Raw genomic sequence first — 17772 nt, forward strand, 5'->3', positions numbered from 1 at the left:
GTCTGTATGAGGATAGGAAAGTGTATAAAGTGGCTTTGGAATATTTCCTGTGGCTTCCGGATACCGATAATGGTGTATGCTTTGACCGGGATGTTGCAGGTGGGGGCTTCTTTGTTTTTTGTGTTTGTCTGTAAGCACTTGATAGATATTGCCACAGGTGTGTCGGGAGATAATCTTGCCATATATATCGGATGGTTGGTGGGTTGTCTGGTACTGCAGCTGGTATTGTCTGCTGCCCGTAGCTGTCTGACCAGTCGCATGGAGATTGCGTTACGGAATGAATTGCACCGCAAGCTTTTTGTGCATTTGATGGAGAGCTGCTGGTCGGGAAGGGAGCAGCTGCATACCGGAGATATGCTGAATCGTCTGGAGGAGGATGTGCAGACCATAACCGATGCATTGTGCCGGATGCTGCCTGCGGTGTTTATCACGTGTTTCCAGTTGCTGGGTGCTTTGTATTTCCTTTCTTATCTGGATATGCGTCTGACCATTGTGCTGGTTTTTATCATGCCTGTCGCATTGTTGTTCAGTAAAGGATATATACGAAAAATGCGCCGTCTGTCGCGCGAGATACGTACGACGGACAGTGAGATACAAAGTCATTTGCAGGAGAATTTGCAGCATCGTATCCTGCTTCGTACCTTGGAATATACCAGCCAGTCTGTGCATAAGCTGGATGCGGTGCAATCTGTACTGCAGGATAAGGTGAAGCAGCGTACTGATTTTTCGGTGTTTTCCCGCTCGATGGTGCAGGTCGGTTTCATGACTGGCTATGCCGTTGCCTTTTTATGGGGCGTATTCGGTTTGCGTGAGGGTACGGTAACATTCGGAATGATGGCGGCATTCTTGCAGCTGGTATCGCAGATACAACGTCCGATGGTGGACTTGAGCCGGCAGATTCCGGCTGCTATCCGGGTACTTACTTCGGCGGAACGTTTGATAGAACTGACTGACTTGCCTTTGGAGGAACGGGGAGAGTCAGTTCGTCTGGAGGGAAACCTGGGTATCCGTATGCACGGAGTGAGCTATACTTATCCGGAGGGGAGCAAGGCTGTGCTGTCTGATTTTACGTATGATTTCAAGCCGGGTAGTCTGACGGCTATTGTGGGAGAAACAGGAGTCGGGAAAAGTACGCTAATCAGGCTGATTCTGGCTTTGTTGCGCCCTGATAGAGGAGATATTGTATTTTATAACGGGCAGCAGGAGGTGGTAGCTTCACCGCTTACACGCTGCAATCTTTCCTACGTGCCTCAGGGGAATACGCTGGTAAGCGGTACCATTCGGGATAATTTGCGGATGGGAAATCCTCATGCCACGGAGGAGGAGCTGAAAGAGGCACTTTATCTGGCGGTGGCGGATTTTGTATTTGATTTGCCGGAAGGGATGGATACGTTATGCGGAGAGCGTGGTTCGGGGCTTAGCGAAGGGCAGGCGCAGCGTATTGCCATTGCACGGGGCTTGCTACGTCCGGGAAGTATCTTGCTGTTGGATGAGCCGACTTCTTCATTGGATAGCGAGACGGAAAAGCTGCTTCTGGCACGTCTGTCGGACCAGTTGCACGGTAAAACACTTCTTTTGATCAGCCATCGGGAAACGATTGCACAGCTTTGTACTTCTGTGGTCTGGATGAAAAAGCAGGAATAATTCTTATCAAGAATGAAGGCACTAAATGAAACGCCCTTATTTCCAGTTGCGCACTGGAGATAAGGGCGTTTCATTTAGGGTGCTATTGGCTGATGGTTTTGCTTACAGTTTCACTACCAGCTTCTTACCTGAATAAGCTACTTTCTTGTCAGCTTTAACCATGATGGTTTCTGCTGATTGCTTGCCAGGCTGCATCAGCGTGATGCGGAAGTTGCGGCGTTTCAGCATCTTCGGGAATTCACCATTGCGGTCGCTGATGGTCAGTGTGCGTGAGGCGTCGTCCCAGCTGAACTTGATGGTGGAGAACATACCCTTTTCGTAGTTATAGTTATCAAACTCGTCTTCGTAGAGCACGAATTCGCCATTGGCTCCCGGGTAAACACAGATGTCCAGGTTATCCCATTTCTTTTCAGTAGCGTACTGTACTTTCGGACCAAGCGGAAGGATACTTCCTGCTTTGATGTAAAGTGGCAGGATGTCAACCGGACATTCGCGCTGGATTTCCTGATCGCCTGCTACCGTTTCGTTAGTCCAGAAGTCAATCCATTGAGTACCTTTAGGCAGGTAGACTTTTACCGGAGCAGAAGCTTTCGCTACGTCGGGCACGGTAGTAACTCCCTTGTTGCCTTCTATTTTCTTGGTGTAAAGCGGTTCTGTTACCGGGCATACCAGAATGTTTTTACCGAACATGTATTCATCGTCCAGCAGGATAGCCTTACGGTCGTTGGCAAAGTCCATTACCAACGGACGCATCATGGTACCGTCTTCCTGTACTACGGCTCCATCTAAACTATATATATAAGGTAAGAGACGGTAGCGAAGTTCGATAATACGTTTCTGTGCATCGTAAGCCCAGTCACCTTCCTTGCCGAAGAGGTCAATTTCATTCATCATCGGTGAAGAACAGTGGTTACGCATCAATGGCATGAAGCAGCCCCACTGGAACCAGCGTACATGCAGTTCCTGATAAGCTACGTTAGTGCAGTCATTGTTGTATTCCCATCCGAAGAAACCTCCTAAGTCCGTGTTCCAGAACGGGATACCGCAAAGCGTGTAGTTCAGTCCGGCTGGAATCTGCTGACGGAGTACATCCCAGCTTGATACCACGTCGCCGCTCCAGCTCAGGGCACCGTAGTGCTGCTGACCCAGATAACCGGAACGTGTCATCTGGAACACACGTTTATCGTCCGATACGGCACGCTGGTGTTCATAGATACCCCGGTTGTGGTTCAGCGGGAACGCATTGTGTACGGAGCGGAAAGAACCATCGGCTGTCATCAGGTCGAAGTCGCTTTCTTTCGGGTTCAGATGGTCGGGTTCTGTAGAGTCGGTCCACCAGGCATCGATGTTCATTTTATGCAGGTGGCTGAGGTAACGCCAGTACAGGTCGCGGGCATCTTTGTTGAACGGGTCGTAAGGATGTGCACCCGATTTCGGAGGCCATGTCTCAAATTTCAGCAAGGCTCCCATCTTGTCCAGTTCCTTGAACTGGTCGGTCCATGGTCCGAAGCTGGCCCATACGGAAATCATCAGGTGTGCATTGTTCTTATGTACGTATTCCACCATTTCTTCCGGGCTTTTGAAGCGAGGTTTCGGATAGCGTGCATTCTTGTCTTCTCCATTCGGAAGGTAGCGAAGTGCTTCCTTGTCGTCCATCTTGTTGATGTAGCGTGGATTCACGAATTTCATGGCATTCCAGTTGGAGTCACATCCCCAGTACTGCCAGTCCTGTACGATACCATCCAGCGGAATCTGAAGTTTGCGGTATTTGTCGAGTACGCCGCACAGTTCGTCCGGACTCTTGTAGCGTTCGCGGCACTGCCAGTAGCCCATGGTCCAGAGCGGGAACATGGTAGCCTTTCCGGTCAGGTCACGGATGCAGGCGATTACACCATCCTGTGTGCCGTCTTCGTATAAGAAATAATAATCGGAGCAAAGTCCTACCTGTGAAGAGAAGGAAGTTGCATACGGCGTATCGCTGAAGTCAGAGATACCTGGATTATCCCAGTACACGCCATATCCTTTTTCAGATGTGAAATAGGGGATACAGATATTGGTATTGCCGTTTGACAGGTGAATTTGCTGGTTGCGGTGGTTCATGGCTCCGCTCTGGCGTTGTCCTAATCCGTAGATAGCTTCTTCCGGTTCAAGGCTGAATGCCTGGCTGACGGTAAATGTGTCACGGTTTACGTCCTTGCGCGGAATGAAATTGGTACCTTCCACTTTTTCCTTTAACAGTGTTTCTCCTTTCTGGTCGGTGTAAGTCACCTTTCCGGTAACCACGTCGAGTGTCACTGTCATTTTTCCGGAGGTCATGCATACCGTGTTTCCATTCTGTTTGTAGGAGATTTCTACCTTTTCCGGAGTCTTGATGACCGGATAACTTTTCTTTTCGGGCATTTCAGCCGAAGGATACTTTACGATGCGCACAATAGAAGGAGAGTAGAAAATCACTTCCCCGTTCAATGTGGGCTGTGCAGTCTGGAACTTTCCTCCCTGAGCGGTTTTTTCAAAAGTCTGACCGAAGGAAGACAAACAAGTGGCCAGTACAGCAAGAAATAAAATCTCTTTTTTCATGTTGAACAAGTTTGTTTTTCGTTAAATCTGAATACAAAGGTTGATGGTTCAAATGTAAAGAGATTCTTTGTAGAGCAGGAGAACAGAATGCGCCAAAGAACGGTATGAAATGCTTCAGAGAGGGGGCTGATTCATTTTTACCCCTCTTTTGATTCAGATGTATCCCCTTTTTCCTGCTGTTTCTGAAACTCGCTGGGGGTCATTCCGTATTCTTCCTTGAAGCAGGAAGTAAAATATTTCCGGTTGTAATAGCCTAATGCCAGGGCCACTTCGTTCACGGTGGTATGAGGATCTTTTAACATGCGGCAGGCATGTTGCATCTTCACGCGACGGATGTACTCTAATGGAGTAAGCCCCGTAATGGCCTTGAGCTTGCGGGTCAATGTGGAGCGTGACATGTTGACTTTTTCTGCCAGATGCTGCACGTCGAATTCAGCTTCACTCAAATTATCTTCTACCGCTTTCAGGATATTTCCTAACAGAATCTCATCCAGTTTGGCAAATTCCATTTCTGAAATACGGACTTCAGTTTGCGGAACAGGCTTTTCATCCAGGTAGGAACGCATTTTCATCAATTCCGCGCTGTCGGCATACAGTTCTTCATTTTTCAGCTTCATCCGGCGGAGGTAGAAACGAAGTCCGACAAAGATTCCGGCTATCACTACCAATATATAGAAGGCGATGGCCCATCCCGTCTGGTAGAAGGCAGGCAGACGCTCAATGTGAAGTCTAGTGACTTTCTCACTCCATATTCCATACCCGTCGGTCGCTTTCACCTCGAATACGTAGTTTCCGTGAGGCAGGTGATTGTAGCTGACGGTATGTTGTCCTACGGTGGTGTAGTTCCATTCTTTATCCAGTCCGGCCAGACGATAAGCATAACGTATTTTGCGGGCATTCAGGTAGTCAAGAGATGAAAAATGAATGTCCAGATCATATTCGTCCGGCTGGAGTGTCAGAGAATTTCCGTTCGCTATGGGTTTGCCCATGACGTACAATCCGGTGATAAACGTCGGAATATCCTTGCTGGGCTGGTCAAGGCGGTCGGATGGAGTTACTGCACAGATGCCCGGAATGCCACCGAAATAAATCCGTCCGTCGTGTCCCTTACAGATGGCTGTAGGGATGAACCGGCGGAGCAACATGGAATTGTCGGTGGTAAGGTAGGTGGAAAACGAGTGGTTTTTCGGATTATACTCAATCAGTTTCTGGTTGGTATCTATCCACAAATGGCCGTATACGTCAAACTCCAGCTGGTTGACAATATTTCCGTTCAACTCGCACAGGCGGGTATGATCCGTCAGTTTTTTTGTCTGCATATTCAAGGCATAGACTCCTCCTTCCTGCGTGCCCATCCAGATGAGGCTGTCTTCCTGCACACTCAGGCAGGTGATAGAGAGAGGAGAAAGAATCTTTCGGCATTCTCCCTTGGGAGACAACTGATAAAGCCCTTTATTCAGTGTTCCAATCCATAGATTTCCCCGCTTGTCTTCCTTGATGGCACTTACCAGTCCTAATGTATCGCAGACCGTATGCCATTGGTTGTTGTGCAGAGAAAAAGCAAACACTCCGTTGTTGGTACCTGCCCAAAGTGTGCCGTTACGGTCCTCGTAAGTCTGGGTAAAATGTCTTTGGGCCTTTTCCGGAAGGCTCAGGGTACGGAAGTGCTTCATTTGCATACCTTCCCGTCCGAGTTCATAGATAAGGTTGCGCCCTTCAGGTATCACCCATACATTTCCTTCCCTCCGGGCCTCGCTCATTTGCTTGATGGAGCCGAGCGAAAGCGTTTTTAGCGCGGAGAAGTCGTGGTAGAGACTGACTATATGGTTGGACAGGTCGTACAGCCCGAGTCCCGTCCGTTCCTGTGATATCCACATCTTGCCTTCTCCTGCATCGCAGAGGGCCATGATGGCCGGCTGAAAGCGAACCCGCTGTGGCAGAGCTGGCAGAGCAAACTCTTCCGGAGCGTTTTCCGTAAAATGGATAATGAAGCTTTTCCCGTCAAAAGAGGCGACCCAGAGGTTTCCGTCTTTGTCCTGGTAAATTTCATTCAGCATGCTTCCATATTCAGCCGGCAGACGAAAATCCGTCTGGCGCAAGCAGCGTCGGGCTTCATCGTAGCGCATGGCTATCAGAGAACTTCGGGTAGTCATCCAGAGAATTCCTTCGCGGTTATCCTGCTCCAGGTATAAGATGTCTCCTTCTGCTTCTCCCATAGGATTTACGGGAAGCGGCGAATAGGTATAGATGGAATCTTTGGGTGCGGAAGGGTCGAAGAGCAACAGACCGTCGGAACTGGTGCCTACCCAGAAATAATTATGAGTGCGGTCCTGAACGATGCAGGTCAGGTTTCGTCCTGAAGGCGGATTGGCATAACGGGTAAAAGTGTCTGTCTTTTTATCGTAGCGATAGATACCTTCCCTTCCTACGGTAATCAGAATCTGTTTCTGCCGGCTTTCGCAGAAACCGGCCATCCATGAGGATTTTCCTTCATGGTCGTATAGCAGGTAGGTTTTCTGTAATTTCCCCTCAGTGTTGTATCTCAGCAGTTTATGCCCCGTAGCTATCCACATAGCCCCGTCGGATGTCTTTCGTATGCTGTAGATAAAACTTGTCTGTAGCCGTTCAGCGTCCAACGGTGTAACCTGTCTGCTGGTTTTGTCCAGCATGTAGGCTCCATGGTCGGTTCCAAACCAGATTCTTCCCCTTTCATCTTCGGCAATGGACTGGATGGTGTTGTCATTCAGCAGTCCCGGGGTATTGATGTCGGAACGGATGACATTAATCTGGTATCCGTCGTCGCAGCAAAGACCGTTCACTGTGCCATACCACATCAGTCCTTCGCTGTCCTGAAAAATGCGGTGTATGGCACTGACCGGAAGCTGGGGCAGGGAAGGCACGGGAGTAATCCGGATATTCGAAGCGGCTTGTATGGTAATTTCTATCAGACTGAAAATGAGTAAAAAACAAAATCTTTTCATGGGTTTTTTCAGGACGCTAAAAAACGCAAGTGCGTTTGCTCTAAAACGCAAGTACGTTTTGATTGAAACGCAAGTGCGTTTTACCTAAAACACAAGTGCGTTTTAATTCAAACGCTTTGGCGTTTTCCTTTAAACGCAAGTGCGTTTTTTCAGGTATTTTGAACGAAAATCTCTTATAATTTATAATCGTTTGTTTATTAATACTTTATCCGTTGTTTCGATATTCAAGCGGGCTCATTCCTACATAGCGTTTGAAGTATTTTCCGAAGAACGATACATTGGCAAAATTCAGTGAGTCGGAAATGTTCTGGATGGAAAGCTGGGAAGACTTCAATTGCGATTTGGCATCCATGATGACCATGGACGAAATAATGTCTACACAGGTCTTTCCCGTAATCTGTTTCACGGTAGTGCAAAGATGTGCATGCGTAATCTGTAGCTTTTCAGCATACCAGGCTACGTTTCGTGTCTGGTTGTAATGCTGCATGACTAGCTGGGCAAAGTTACGGCAAATCAGTTCACTTTTTGATAACGAATGTACTTCGTCGGTCTTGTTCCGATAGAGGATAGATATACCTTTATGTATGTCGGCATACAGATTGGTCGCAATTTCCGGTCTTATTTTCTCCGGAAGGAATTCATACATCTTGATAAGCAGCTGCATGTACTCCTCCATCATTTTGGCGCCTTCCGGCTTTAGATTGATAACGGGACGCCCCAGTGTGATGTACATCGTATCCAGAAAAGAATGCGACTGAAGATTGTGTTCCATAAACTGAGAAGAGAATCCTCCGAAGTAGATGTTCAGGTCTCCCTTGATGTCGTTTATCTGAAAGATACTTCCTGGGGTAAGTACGATAAAGTCGTTGGGCTCTACTGTTATCTTGTTGAGATTGACCGAGGCTTCCACTTCTCCGGAAGTACAAAGTACGAAAATCTCGCATTTCAGGCGCACCGGATAGTTTCTGTACAGCCCTAACAGCTCTTTGCTGATGCCGGTACCTACCAGCCACTCTTCGGGCAGGTCTATTTTAGGTAATTCTTTTTCCATTTTATTTTGTTTTTATTTATTGCATGCTTCCACCACTCTTGTTGTCTCCGCCTGCCTTTACGTCATCGTTTGTAATGCTACGCTGTGTCTTTTTCACCTGGGTCTTCAACTCACCGAACCGCCAGCTGATGCTGATGCCGTATCTGCGTGAGGGATAACTGTTTTTCGACCATGAGCGGAACGTGTCTGTCCACACCTCATTGCTATAGGAGTTGTATTTCTGGAAGATATTGCTGGCAAAAAGCGAAATATTCAGCCGTTTGTCTTTCAGGAAAGAACGGTTCAGGTTGACACCGTAATAGTAGAAGGAAGAACCTTTTCCTTGCAGGGATATGTAAGGAGTGCTTCCTCCACCGTAAAAGCTGAGACGCAGTTCCCAGGGGATAGTCTGCTGTATGTTGGCAAACACCTCACCGGCAAATCCGCTGTTGCGTGAGTTCAGCTCCTTACTCTGGAAGTCGGAATAGCTTCCGCTGGTATTGAGTGAGAGGCGGGTGGTGCTGCCCGGGTTCCAGTTCATCCATAAGGCCAGGCGTGTACGCTGACTCTTGCCTACATTGCCGTAGGTGTTCTCCTGTACCCCATTGTTCATGAAGGAGTAGCGCTCAATACCGTTGTTGGTAAACGTATAAGTAAGGTTGGCATTCAGGCTGAACTTGGCACTGAAGGTATTGAAGGTTATTCCAAGAATGTGTGCCTTTTCCGTGTCCAGGTCCGGATTACCGTAGCTGATGGAAGTCGGGTTGCTGGTATCGCGGAAAGGATTCAGGTACCATATTCCCGGACGGTTGATACGCATGTTGTAGTTGGCACGCAGGGTAGCGCTTGTACCTAACATATAAGACAGATTCAGGGTAGGAACCACGTCATCGAATCCGGCTTTGAAATTGCGTTCGGGCATATAGTCATATTCCACGTCCATGAACGTATGTTCGTAGCGCACACCGGCTTTTGCTCCGAATTTCTTCCATTTCAGCTGATAATCAGCGTATGCTGCCAAAATATGCTGTCCCTGCTGGTATTTGCTTGAAAGGTCCTGGCTGGCTTCCATTTCGCCTTGGCCATTTTCCAGGAAATACTGACTATCACTGTAATTTTCACGGAAAATGTATTTCATACCGGCGTCTATGTAGTGCTTTTCATTCAGCGGATTGACATAATCAACTTGTGCCGTATGCTCTGCCGTATGCGCATCGTTGTCGAAATACTGGTGAAGCAGGTTGAAGGGTACATCTTTCATTTCGTCATAGTCGGTATCGGCTTCATTGTTGTTCGGCGAGTTGTTGAACTTGTAGGACAACGTGAGGTATTCTCCTTTCTTCTTGAAAGAATGCTGGTAGTCAGCATTGATACCGATGTTTCCAAACTGACTGATTGACCGGTTGAGAGTCTGGTAGCTATAGCGCTCCTTCCAGTCATTGTCGCTCATGATGGTACGCGAATCGCCGTGTGTGTCAAATTTCCCTCCAAAAACATTGGCTGAAAACGTAATCAGGTTCAGGGTGTCTATCTCATAACTTCCTTCAATGTTGCCGAACTGGAAATTCCCTGTACTCTTGGAAGAACCTTGTGTCAGCAGATGGCGGTAGTCGGTAGACGTGAAATCTTCACGCTCGCTGTCAGAAAGGCTGCGAGGCTGGTTCTGATGGTTGTATGAGTAGTTTCCGGTGAGGGTAAGCTTTCCTACCTGCACTGTTCCGTAGCCATATCCCGACACTCCCATGTTATTGACATTGGCTCCGAGCGTAACATTGTATCCCTGCATTTTGGCATCGGTCGTAATGATGTTCAGGATACCTCCGATACCTTCTGCGTCGTATTTGGCTCCCGGTTCCGTTATCACTTCGATGGACTTGACGGAGTTGGCTGGCAGACTGCGGAGCACTTCCTTCGGGTTGTTGCTCATCAGCGTATTGGGCTTCCCGTTTACATGTACCTTGAAATTGCTGGAGCCGTTGACTTGTATGTTATCCTCTCCATCGACGGTGACGAGCGGTACCTTTCGCAGCATTTCGAGGGTGGTATTGGTTTTGGAGTCAGGATCGTCTTCTATGCTATAAGAAATTTTGTCAATTTCTGCTTTTACAAGGGGTTTCTGGGCTACTACTTCCACGCCTTTCAGCATTTGGGCATCATCGCAGGTATAAAGTGTGCCCAGGTCGGCCACCCGCTGGTTATTGGTGATGCTAAAACGGCGGACCACTGTACGTTTTCCTACCGAAGTGATTTGCAGGGTATAATTCCCGGTTTGCGGTAATTTCTCCTGAAATTTTCCTTTCGCATCGGTCACATTCATTCTGACCGGTTTCTCCGGTGATTTGTCGAGCGAAATGCGTATGGTGGCATAAGGCTCGCTTTCATGCGTCAGTGAGTCGACGAGTGTACCTTTTACGGAAAATTGTGCGTGAACATTACAAATGCTTAGAATCAGAAATGTAAAGATGCCTGTAAATTGTGCAAGAATTTTGTGTTTCATAAATAAATAAGGTGCGTGGTTGCGGTTTTTGGTTTCTTGTTTGTTTCAAGTTGCCCAAAGATAGGGAAAAAATAAACTGCTTCTGTAGGTAGTAAATTAAAAATATGAAAAGGTGTGATAAAAGAAGTAATGGTATATTTTAAAAATAGACCATTGATGGGCCGTAAAAGTGCTACTTTTTAGTTAATTATCAAGGCTATTTGGACATTTTCTTTTTGCTGGCTTTAAAAATCAGCCAAAAATAAAATAAATAGACCTTGTGAGGGTTTGGGAATTGGTGTTACTTTGCACGCGGAAAAATAGTGTTCCGTATAAGTTTAAAGAAACTGATATATTTGATGTTTGCTGCAATGAATCTAAAAAAGAGAGTAATACTCATTTACAGCTTATTATCCTTGATTTTTGTGTCGTGTTCGAAAGAGGATGCGACAAGGAGCGGTGAAATGGGTACTTTTACAATGAGTCTGAATGCTACTAGTGAAGTGATAGGTCTGAATGACAAATCACGTGCAGATCAAGAAACAGGGAAAGAGGAAGCATTGGTCCTGCCTGACGTAAATGATTTTTCAGTTAGTATTTCTTCTTTGGGAGAACAAGTGTGTGGATGGAGTTCTTACAAAGACATGAGTGAGGAAGAAATGCCTGAATTACGCGTAGGTACTTATCAAGTAAAAGCTTGGTACGGAGATGTGTCAAAGGAAGGATTTGAATTACCTTATTTTGAAGGAAATCAGGAGTTTGTTATAAAGAAAAATGAAACGACTCCAGTAGAGGTGACTTGTTATTTGGGCAATGCTCAAGTGAAAGTTAATTATACCGATGAGTTTAAAAACTATTTCTCTGATTACTCTGCCGTAATGGCTACTTCATTAGGTAATGAGGTGGAATATGTAAAAGATGAGACTCGGGCTGCTTATTTCTCTCCGGGAGAGTTGATTGCAAAAGTAAAAGTGAAAAAGTCTGGCCAGTCAACAGAGGCGGTTTATCAGGCTAAAGTGTTTACTGCAGAGTCTCGCCATATCTATACGCTGACGTTGGATGTGGATGCGGGTTCGGCTACTATGACGGTTTCTTTTTCTGAGGATGTCGCAGGAGAAGAAGTCCGATTCGACGTGTCGGATACAGCTTTGAATGCACCGGCACCTTATTTTAAAGCTAATGGTTTTACAGATAATAATGTTCTTCTTGAGCCGATTGAAGGTGCAGAACAGAAAGAACAGGTCACAGCTTATGTGAATGCGGTGGCAGGTATTCAGTCTTGCCGTTTGACTACTTCTTCAGATTTTCTTTTAGGAAAAGGATGGCCTCGCGATGTCGATTTGGCTGACTCTGGAGAATATGCTTCTATTTTAACAGAGATGGGCTTGAAAACGAAAGGTTTGGAAGGAAATCGTGCCCAAATGGCTCAGGTAGATTTTACCACATTGATTGCAAATTTACCGGCTGGTGGAAAGCATGATTTCAAGCTGGAGGCTACGGATATATATGGTAAAGTTTCTGAACCTCCGTTGGTATTGACTGTGACTCCCCAAGGATGTGAGTTCTCTGTGGCTGCGTCTACGGTAGAGGCTCCTTTTTACGGGAATACCTGTCAGGTAAATGTGTCATTTAAAGATGGAAATCCGGCAAACGTACATTTTCAACTGGCAGATGGAAAACAAGATTTGGAATTTGTGCGTGCAGAAGAATTGCCATCGGAAGAAGGTCGGAAAGTCTATACGGTTTATTTGAAGGCACCTGAAACAGTGAAGTTTATAAATCCATTTAAAGTCTCTGCATCTTACTTAAGTTATATAAAAGAAACAGGAGAACTTCCTGTGAGTATGGGTATTTTAGTGGATAACCCAGGGGACGTGTGGGCTAAGAAAGCTGTGTTTCATGTATATAATGAAACTGCTTTGGCTGATATAAAACTACAGAAACAGCAGGGCGGTTCCTGGATGGATGTGACAACTGAGGTTAATGGCAGCTATGGCCTGACGGCGAAGGGGCTGGAGTCGGGGTCCTCAGTGAAGTTACGTGCCGTAAAAGGGAAGGAGTATTCTAATTCTGTGGACATCGTGACGGAAGAGGAGTTGCAAATACCTAATTCTGACTTTGAACAGTGGTCAGTGCAAGAAGTATGGTATCAAACAATCTTTATGTCTGGTGGAGAACATATTTATTCATATTATCTGTCTGGTGGTTCTTCGGAGGATAAATGGTGGAGTACTTTTAATGATATGACGACTCAGCAACAGAGTGGCGTCGCTTCTTGGTATTATTGTGCTTATCCTGGCACAATGCCTACTAATGCAAGTGAAATGCATACGGCTACCTGGCATTGGAATAATCATGGAGGAACCTCCCTGTCAACAGGTGCCTATGAGGGAAATGTAGCTGCTGAAATAGCGACTGTGGGATATGGAGCGAACAACTGGTCTGCAATAAGTCATAATACGAAGTACAGACAGGCCGGGTATTTGTATCTTGGTACATTTAACCGGGATACACAGGAAAAGAATATGACCCATACTTTTACTTCTCGTCCTGATGCGATACAGTTCTATTATAAGTTTTATTCTTATAATGGAGAGACAACTAAAGTGTATGCGAAATTGTATGATGTAAACCGGAATCTGATAGGACAGGGAGAACTTAGAATTACGCAATCCATAGATACATACACTCAAGGACGAGTTGGTATCTCTTATGAGCAAAAAGCAAAAGCGTCTTATATTGAACTGGTATTTATGTCGACAGATGCAACTTCACCGGGAACGAAGGATATTCAAGGAAGTAAAGGGGCGTTTAATGCTGGTTACGGTGACTCACGTCATGTAGGTAGTATTCTGACAGTGGACAATGTAAAATTAATTTATGAATAAAATAAACCTAACTTATATGAAGAAACAGATTTATTTCTTATTAAGCTTGTTCGCAGTTGTTTTATTGACAACAGCTTGTCATAGTGAAAAGGTGGATTATGAAATAAAGCAGGAGGGGCAGTTGAATTTGTCTTCTTTGCAGTTGACTCCTAATACGGACCCGTTGGTTACAGAATCACGTGTAGCGGCAGAATTAAATGATTATATTGTGGAAGTGTATACTGAAGCGGGAGAACTTGTGAGTTCATGGAAGTACGCTGAGATGCCGGAAGTGTATACACTGAAAATAGGGAAATATAAGATTGTGGCACATGCTCCTGTTACGGAAGGCGCGGCTTTTGATACACCTTATTGTGAAGGAGAATCAAAAGTGTTTGAAATTACGCAAGATAACTTGACGGATGTGGGAGAAGTAGCATGTACACTGCATAATGTGAAGGTTACCATCGATTATGCTGATAATCTAAAATCTTTATTGGGCGATGATGTGAAGGTCACAGTTAAAATAGGCTCGGAGTCACTGGAATATGGAAAGGATGAAACTCGTTCGGGGTTCTTTCATTGTACAGAAACGAATACGGTTGATGTGATTTTTTCTGGTACAGTGGATGGAGTTGCGGAGAATGTAACCAAATCGTATACAGGTGTAGCGTTGGGCACAGAGCTGATAGTTACATATAATTTGATTGATGCGGTGTTTGTGGATCCTGGTACAGGAGGAAGTGCTTCTGTAAACGGTTTAAAACTGGATGCGACTTGCACATCGGTAACTATAGAGGGATCGGTTCGTCCTGAAGAAGATGAAATTTTAGATTTTGGAATTCCTTCCATTGTGGGAGAAGGGTTTGATTTGAGTCAGCCTGTCACGGATTTGTCTCAGGAAGTGGTAGTAGACTTACTGGCTCCAGAAGGGGCAGCACATGTATTTGTGGAAATAACTTCTGATAATGCGGAATTTAGTGGAGTAATTGCAGAAATGTTTCCTCAGAATCCTTTTGATTTGGCTGAACCTGGTGAGGCTGAAGAAAACTTAAATAATTTGGGCTTGCCTATAAAAGATGCTGTTATCGGTCAGCAAAAGGTGATTTTTGATGTGACGCAGTTTGTGGGCTTGTTGGGTGGATTCCCTGGAGTGCATCAGTTCAAATTGACAGTAGAAGATGTGAATGGGGAGAAGGCGGAAGCTACTCTGACCATAGACAGTAGTAATGCATAGTAAAATTTGGAAGGTGATGAAAAGAATTTTCTTAATAATTGGAATCATATCTTCGCTTTGTGCCTGCCGCCAGGAAAATCGCTATCTGAGTGAAGGAGAGGGAGCGTTGAACTTGCAGGTTACTGTGGGGGAGGCCGTAGAGGTGGTGTCCAGAGCATCTCTTGGAAATGAAGAAATAGAAGCCTTGAAGAATGATTGTAAAGTTCGTATTTATGAAGGCAACAAGTTGATAAGAAAATATTCTTCCTGGAGTTCTGTTCCAGAGAAAATAGATTTATCAGCTGGGACCGACTATCGGGTACGGGTCGTTGCCGGCGATTCAGTCTCGGCGTCGTTCGATAAAAAATTTTATGAAGGGATAGAGACTTTTTCTGTGCTTGACGGACAGACGACTTCTGTAAAGGTGAATTGTAATATTGTCAATACGTTGGTAAAGGTGAATTTTAGTGAGGATATGAAGGCGTATTTGGCTTCAGGTACAGTAACAGTGTCGGTTGATGCGACCGATGGTGCCTTAGATTATAGTTGGAGTGAGAAGGAACAGGATTCGTATGTAGGATATTATATGCTGCCTTCTGGAAAAGAATATTTGACTTGTGTCTTTAGTGCTACAACAAAGACTGGAAAAAAAATTACTCAGACGGATAAGATAGAGTCGGCCAAGGCTTCTACTTTATATACGTTAAATTATGAACTCAGTTCTGAGGAACCTGAACGTCCGACAGATGAAGGGGGAGTCTTCTTTTCGTTGAAAGTGGATGAAACTCCGCTTTATAAACAGGAGGAAGAGATTGGGATTTATCGTCGCCCGGTAATTCGGGTGATGTCGGGAGACGAGGAAATTAGCACAGATTCTCCTTGGTTTCTTAGTTTGAACTCTTCTGTTTCACCTAAGGTGATTATGACTGGTTCTTCTGCCTTGAAGACTGCTTCTGTAGCGGGAACATTATTGGAAAAGTTGGGATTTTCTGGTGCGATTGATTTGTTCTCATCAGAATCTGTTGGAGCTTTGCAACAGAAAGGGATTACATTGACATTTCCGGAAGAGGCTCAGGGAAGACAGATTGTCATGGATTGGGGGAGTTCTTGGAATAAGTTGCTGAAAGAAGAAACCGTGTATTCATTGGGATATGTACTGACAGATGAACAGGGAAAGCAATGTGAACTTGACTGGCAGATTGTGGTTTCGGATATGAATGCACAAGCCGTTGAAATTCCTCGTTTTGAAACTTGGGCAGACCGAACCGTCTTTTATGGAGAGGTGATTGAAGGACATACTTCGGAGGCAGGAACTGTATATAGCTTCCAGTATCGTAAGAAGGGAGAAGAAGCTTGGAGTCAGAATATTCCGGCTGTTCTTTCTGGACAGACAATCAAGTCGGATGTGTTGAAAGGACTTACTCCGGGAACTACTTATGAATATCGTATTTTGGAGGATACAAAAATTTCAAATATTGTTTGTGAGGTAACTACAGAGGAAGCCTCTGTATTGCCGAACAGTGGTTTTGAAAATTGGTCGGGAGATGTTCCTAAATTAATATATGGATCGGGTGAAACTATGTTTTGGGATTCAGGAAATCATGGTTCTCAGAAGGTTAGCCGTAATGTGACGACACCTGATGCTACGGTGAGACACAGTGGTAATTACTCTGCTAAATTATCGTCTATTTATGCAAGTATGTTGGGAATAGGACAGTTTGCAGCAGGTAATATATTTATCGGACAATATCTTGATACTCAGATGGATGGGCTTACCGGACACGGTGTCTTGGGATTAGGGCGTCCGTTTGCTTCTCGTCCTTTAGCTTTACGAGGATATATACGCTACATAAGTGGCAATGTAGATAAAGGAGGAGACAAAATAGCGAATGGTACTCAGGATAAAGGTATCATTTATGTAGCTTTGACAGATGGCGAAGGAGAAGAGTTCAACGGAACTCGCTGGTCGTTTGTGATAAAGACAAAAGAAAGTAAGTTCTTTGATAAAAATGGAGCTAATGTAGTGGCTTATGGAGATAAGATATGGGAGGCTTCTACAGAAGGTGAGGGTATGCATGAATTCATTATACCTTTTGAATATAAGAGTATGGAAAGAATTCCAAACCGGATTATGCTGGTTGCTGCCGCTAGTCAATTTGGAGACTATTTCCAAGGAAGCACCGGTAGCGTGATGTGGCTTGACGACCTGGAGTTGATATATGAAGAAAGTAAATTACCTGAAAATTTGAGATAAGTGAAGAAATTTATATTCCTTTTAAGTCTCTTGTGCTTGACCTTGTCGGTTCAGGCACAAGAGGGAAAGAAAAAGATAGCCGATAACGTATTTGTGCCTAAAGGACAATGGATTGTGGGTAGTTCTGTATCGTATTCTGAGCATACAGAAGAAAACTATCAGTTTTTAATTATTGATAAGTTCAATTCCGATGGATATTCTTTTAAAGTAAGTCCGTTGGTTGTTTATGGTTTGAAAGATAACTTAGCTATGGGAGGACGTTTTTCTTATGGACGTACTTTGACCAAATTTGATAATCTGAATTTTGATTTGGGAGATGATCTTTCAATTAATTTGAACGATACGTATGAACTGACGCATTCATACACTGTAATGGCTATCATGCGAAATTACATCAATTTGGGAAGTAGCAAACGATTTGCATTGTTTGCAGAAACACAGTTGAAATTTGGAGGTAGTCAGTCAAAACTTGTGACTAAATCAGGGCAGGAAGTGAGTGGAACCTATTCCACTTCTACTGATTTGGGTATTGGTGTTTCTCCGGGTATTGTTGCTTTTGTAAATAACTATACGGCTGTAGAAGTGAGTGTGGGAGTTCTAGGTGTGGATTTTGGCAAAGTACATCAGAAAAAAGACCAGATTTATACTGCAGATCGTTCTTCCAGTTCTGCAAATTTTCGTATTAACTTATTTTCTATTGGCTTAGGTATAGCCTTTTATTTGTAAC

General features: G+C 44.9%; 9 protein-coding genes. 5 read left to right on the forward strand and 4 right to left on the reverse strand.

What is annotated here, in order from left to right; translation table 11 throughout:
* Positions 1 to 6 precede the first annotated feature (6 nt).
* The gene (locus DXD04_RS02730; protein WP_117670648.1) at positions 7 to 1644 is read left to right on the forward strand and encodes an ABC transporter ATP-binding protein; all 1638 of its coding nucleotides are present in this window, start codon (positions 7 to 9) and stop codon (positions 1642 to 1644) included.
* A gap of 102 nt (positions 1645 to 1746) precedes the next feature.
* Here the strand turns inward: DXD04_RS02730 and DXD04_RS02735 are convergent, their stop codons facing one another.
* From DXD04_RS02735 to DXD04_RS02750, 4 genes are all read right to left on the reverse strand, one after another.
* Positions 1747 to 4221: a glycoside hydrolase family 31 protein gene (locus DXD04_RS02735; protein WP_117670650.1), complete on the reverse strand. Its 2475-nt coding sequence runs from the start codon at positions 4219 to 4221 to the stop codon at positions 1747 to 1749.
* Between the two features lie 137 nt (positions 4222 to 4358).
* A complete protein-coding gene (locus DXD04_RS02740) occupies positions 4359 to 7202 on the reverse strand; it encodes an AraC family transcriptional regulator (protein ID WP_117670652.1) in 2844 nt (947 codons plus the stop codon).
* A gap of 205 nt (positions 7203 to 7407) precedes the next feature.
* Positions 7408 to 8253, reverse strand: a complete 846-nt coding sequence (locus DXD04_RS02745) for a helix-turn-helix domain-containing protein (protein WP_117670654.1) — start codon at positions 8251 to 8253, stop codon at positions 7408 to 7410.
* Positions 8254 to 8269: 16 nt separating this feature from the next.
* On the reverse strand, positions 8270 to 10729 hold the full coding sequence (locus tag DXD04_RS02750) for a TonB-dependent receptor (protein ID WP_259299500.1): 2460 nt from the start codon (positions 10727 to 10729) through the stop codon (positions 8270 to 8272).
* Between the two features lie 443 nt (positions 10730 to 11172).
* Between DXD04_RS02750 and DXD04_RS02755 the strand changes: the two genes are divergently transcribed.
* The 4 genes from DXD04_RS02755 to DXD04_RS02770 are packed head-to-tail and all read left to right on the forward strand — an operon-like array spanning position 11173 to position 17771.
* The gene (locus DXD04_RS02755) at positions 11173 to 13596 is read left to right on the forward strand and encodes a DUF4493 domain-containing protein (protein ID WP_181977444.1); all 2424 of its coding nucleotides are present in this window, start codon (positions 11173 to 11175) and stop codon (positions 13594 to 13596) included.
* 16 nt (positions 13597 to 13612) lie between these two features.
* On the forward strand, positions 13613 to 14812 hold the full coding sequence (locus tag DXD04_RS02760) for a DUF4493 domain-containing protein (RefSeq protein ID WP_181977445.1): 1200 nt from the start codon (positions 13613 to 13615) through the stop codon (positions 14810 to 14812).
* Between the two features lie 16 nt (positions 14813 to 14828).
* Entirely contained in the window at positions 14829 to 17045 is a 2217-nt protein-coding gene (locus DXD04_RS02765) for a DUF4493 domain-containing protein (RefSeq protein WP_181977446.1), read from the forward strand.
* The gene (locus DXD04_RS02770) at positions 17046 to 17771 is read left to right on the forward strand and encodes a hypothetical protein (RefSeq protein WP_178270031.1); all 726 of its coding nucleotides are present in this window, start codon (positions 17046 to 17048) and stop codon (positions 17769 to 17771) included.
* Position 17772 lies beyond the last annotated feature (1 nt).

It is taken from the genome of Phocaeicola plebeius (assembly GCF_003437535.1).
Classification (GTDB): Bacteria; Bacteroidota; Bacteroidia; order Bacteroidales; family Bacteroidaceae; genus Phocaeicola; species Phocaeicola plebeius_A.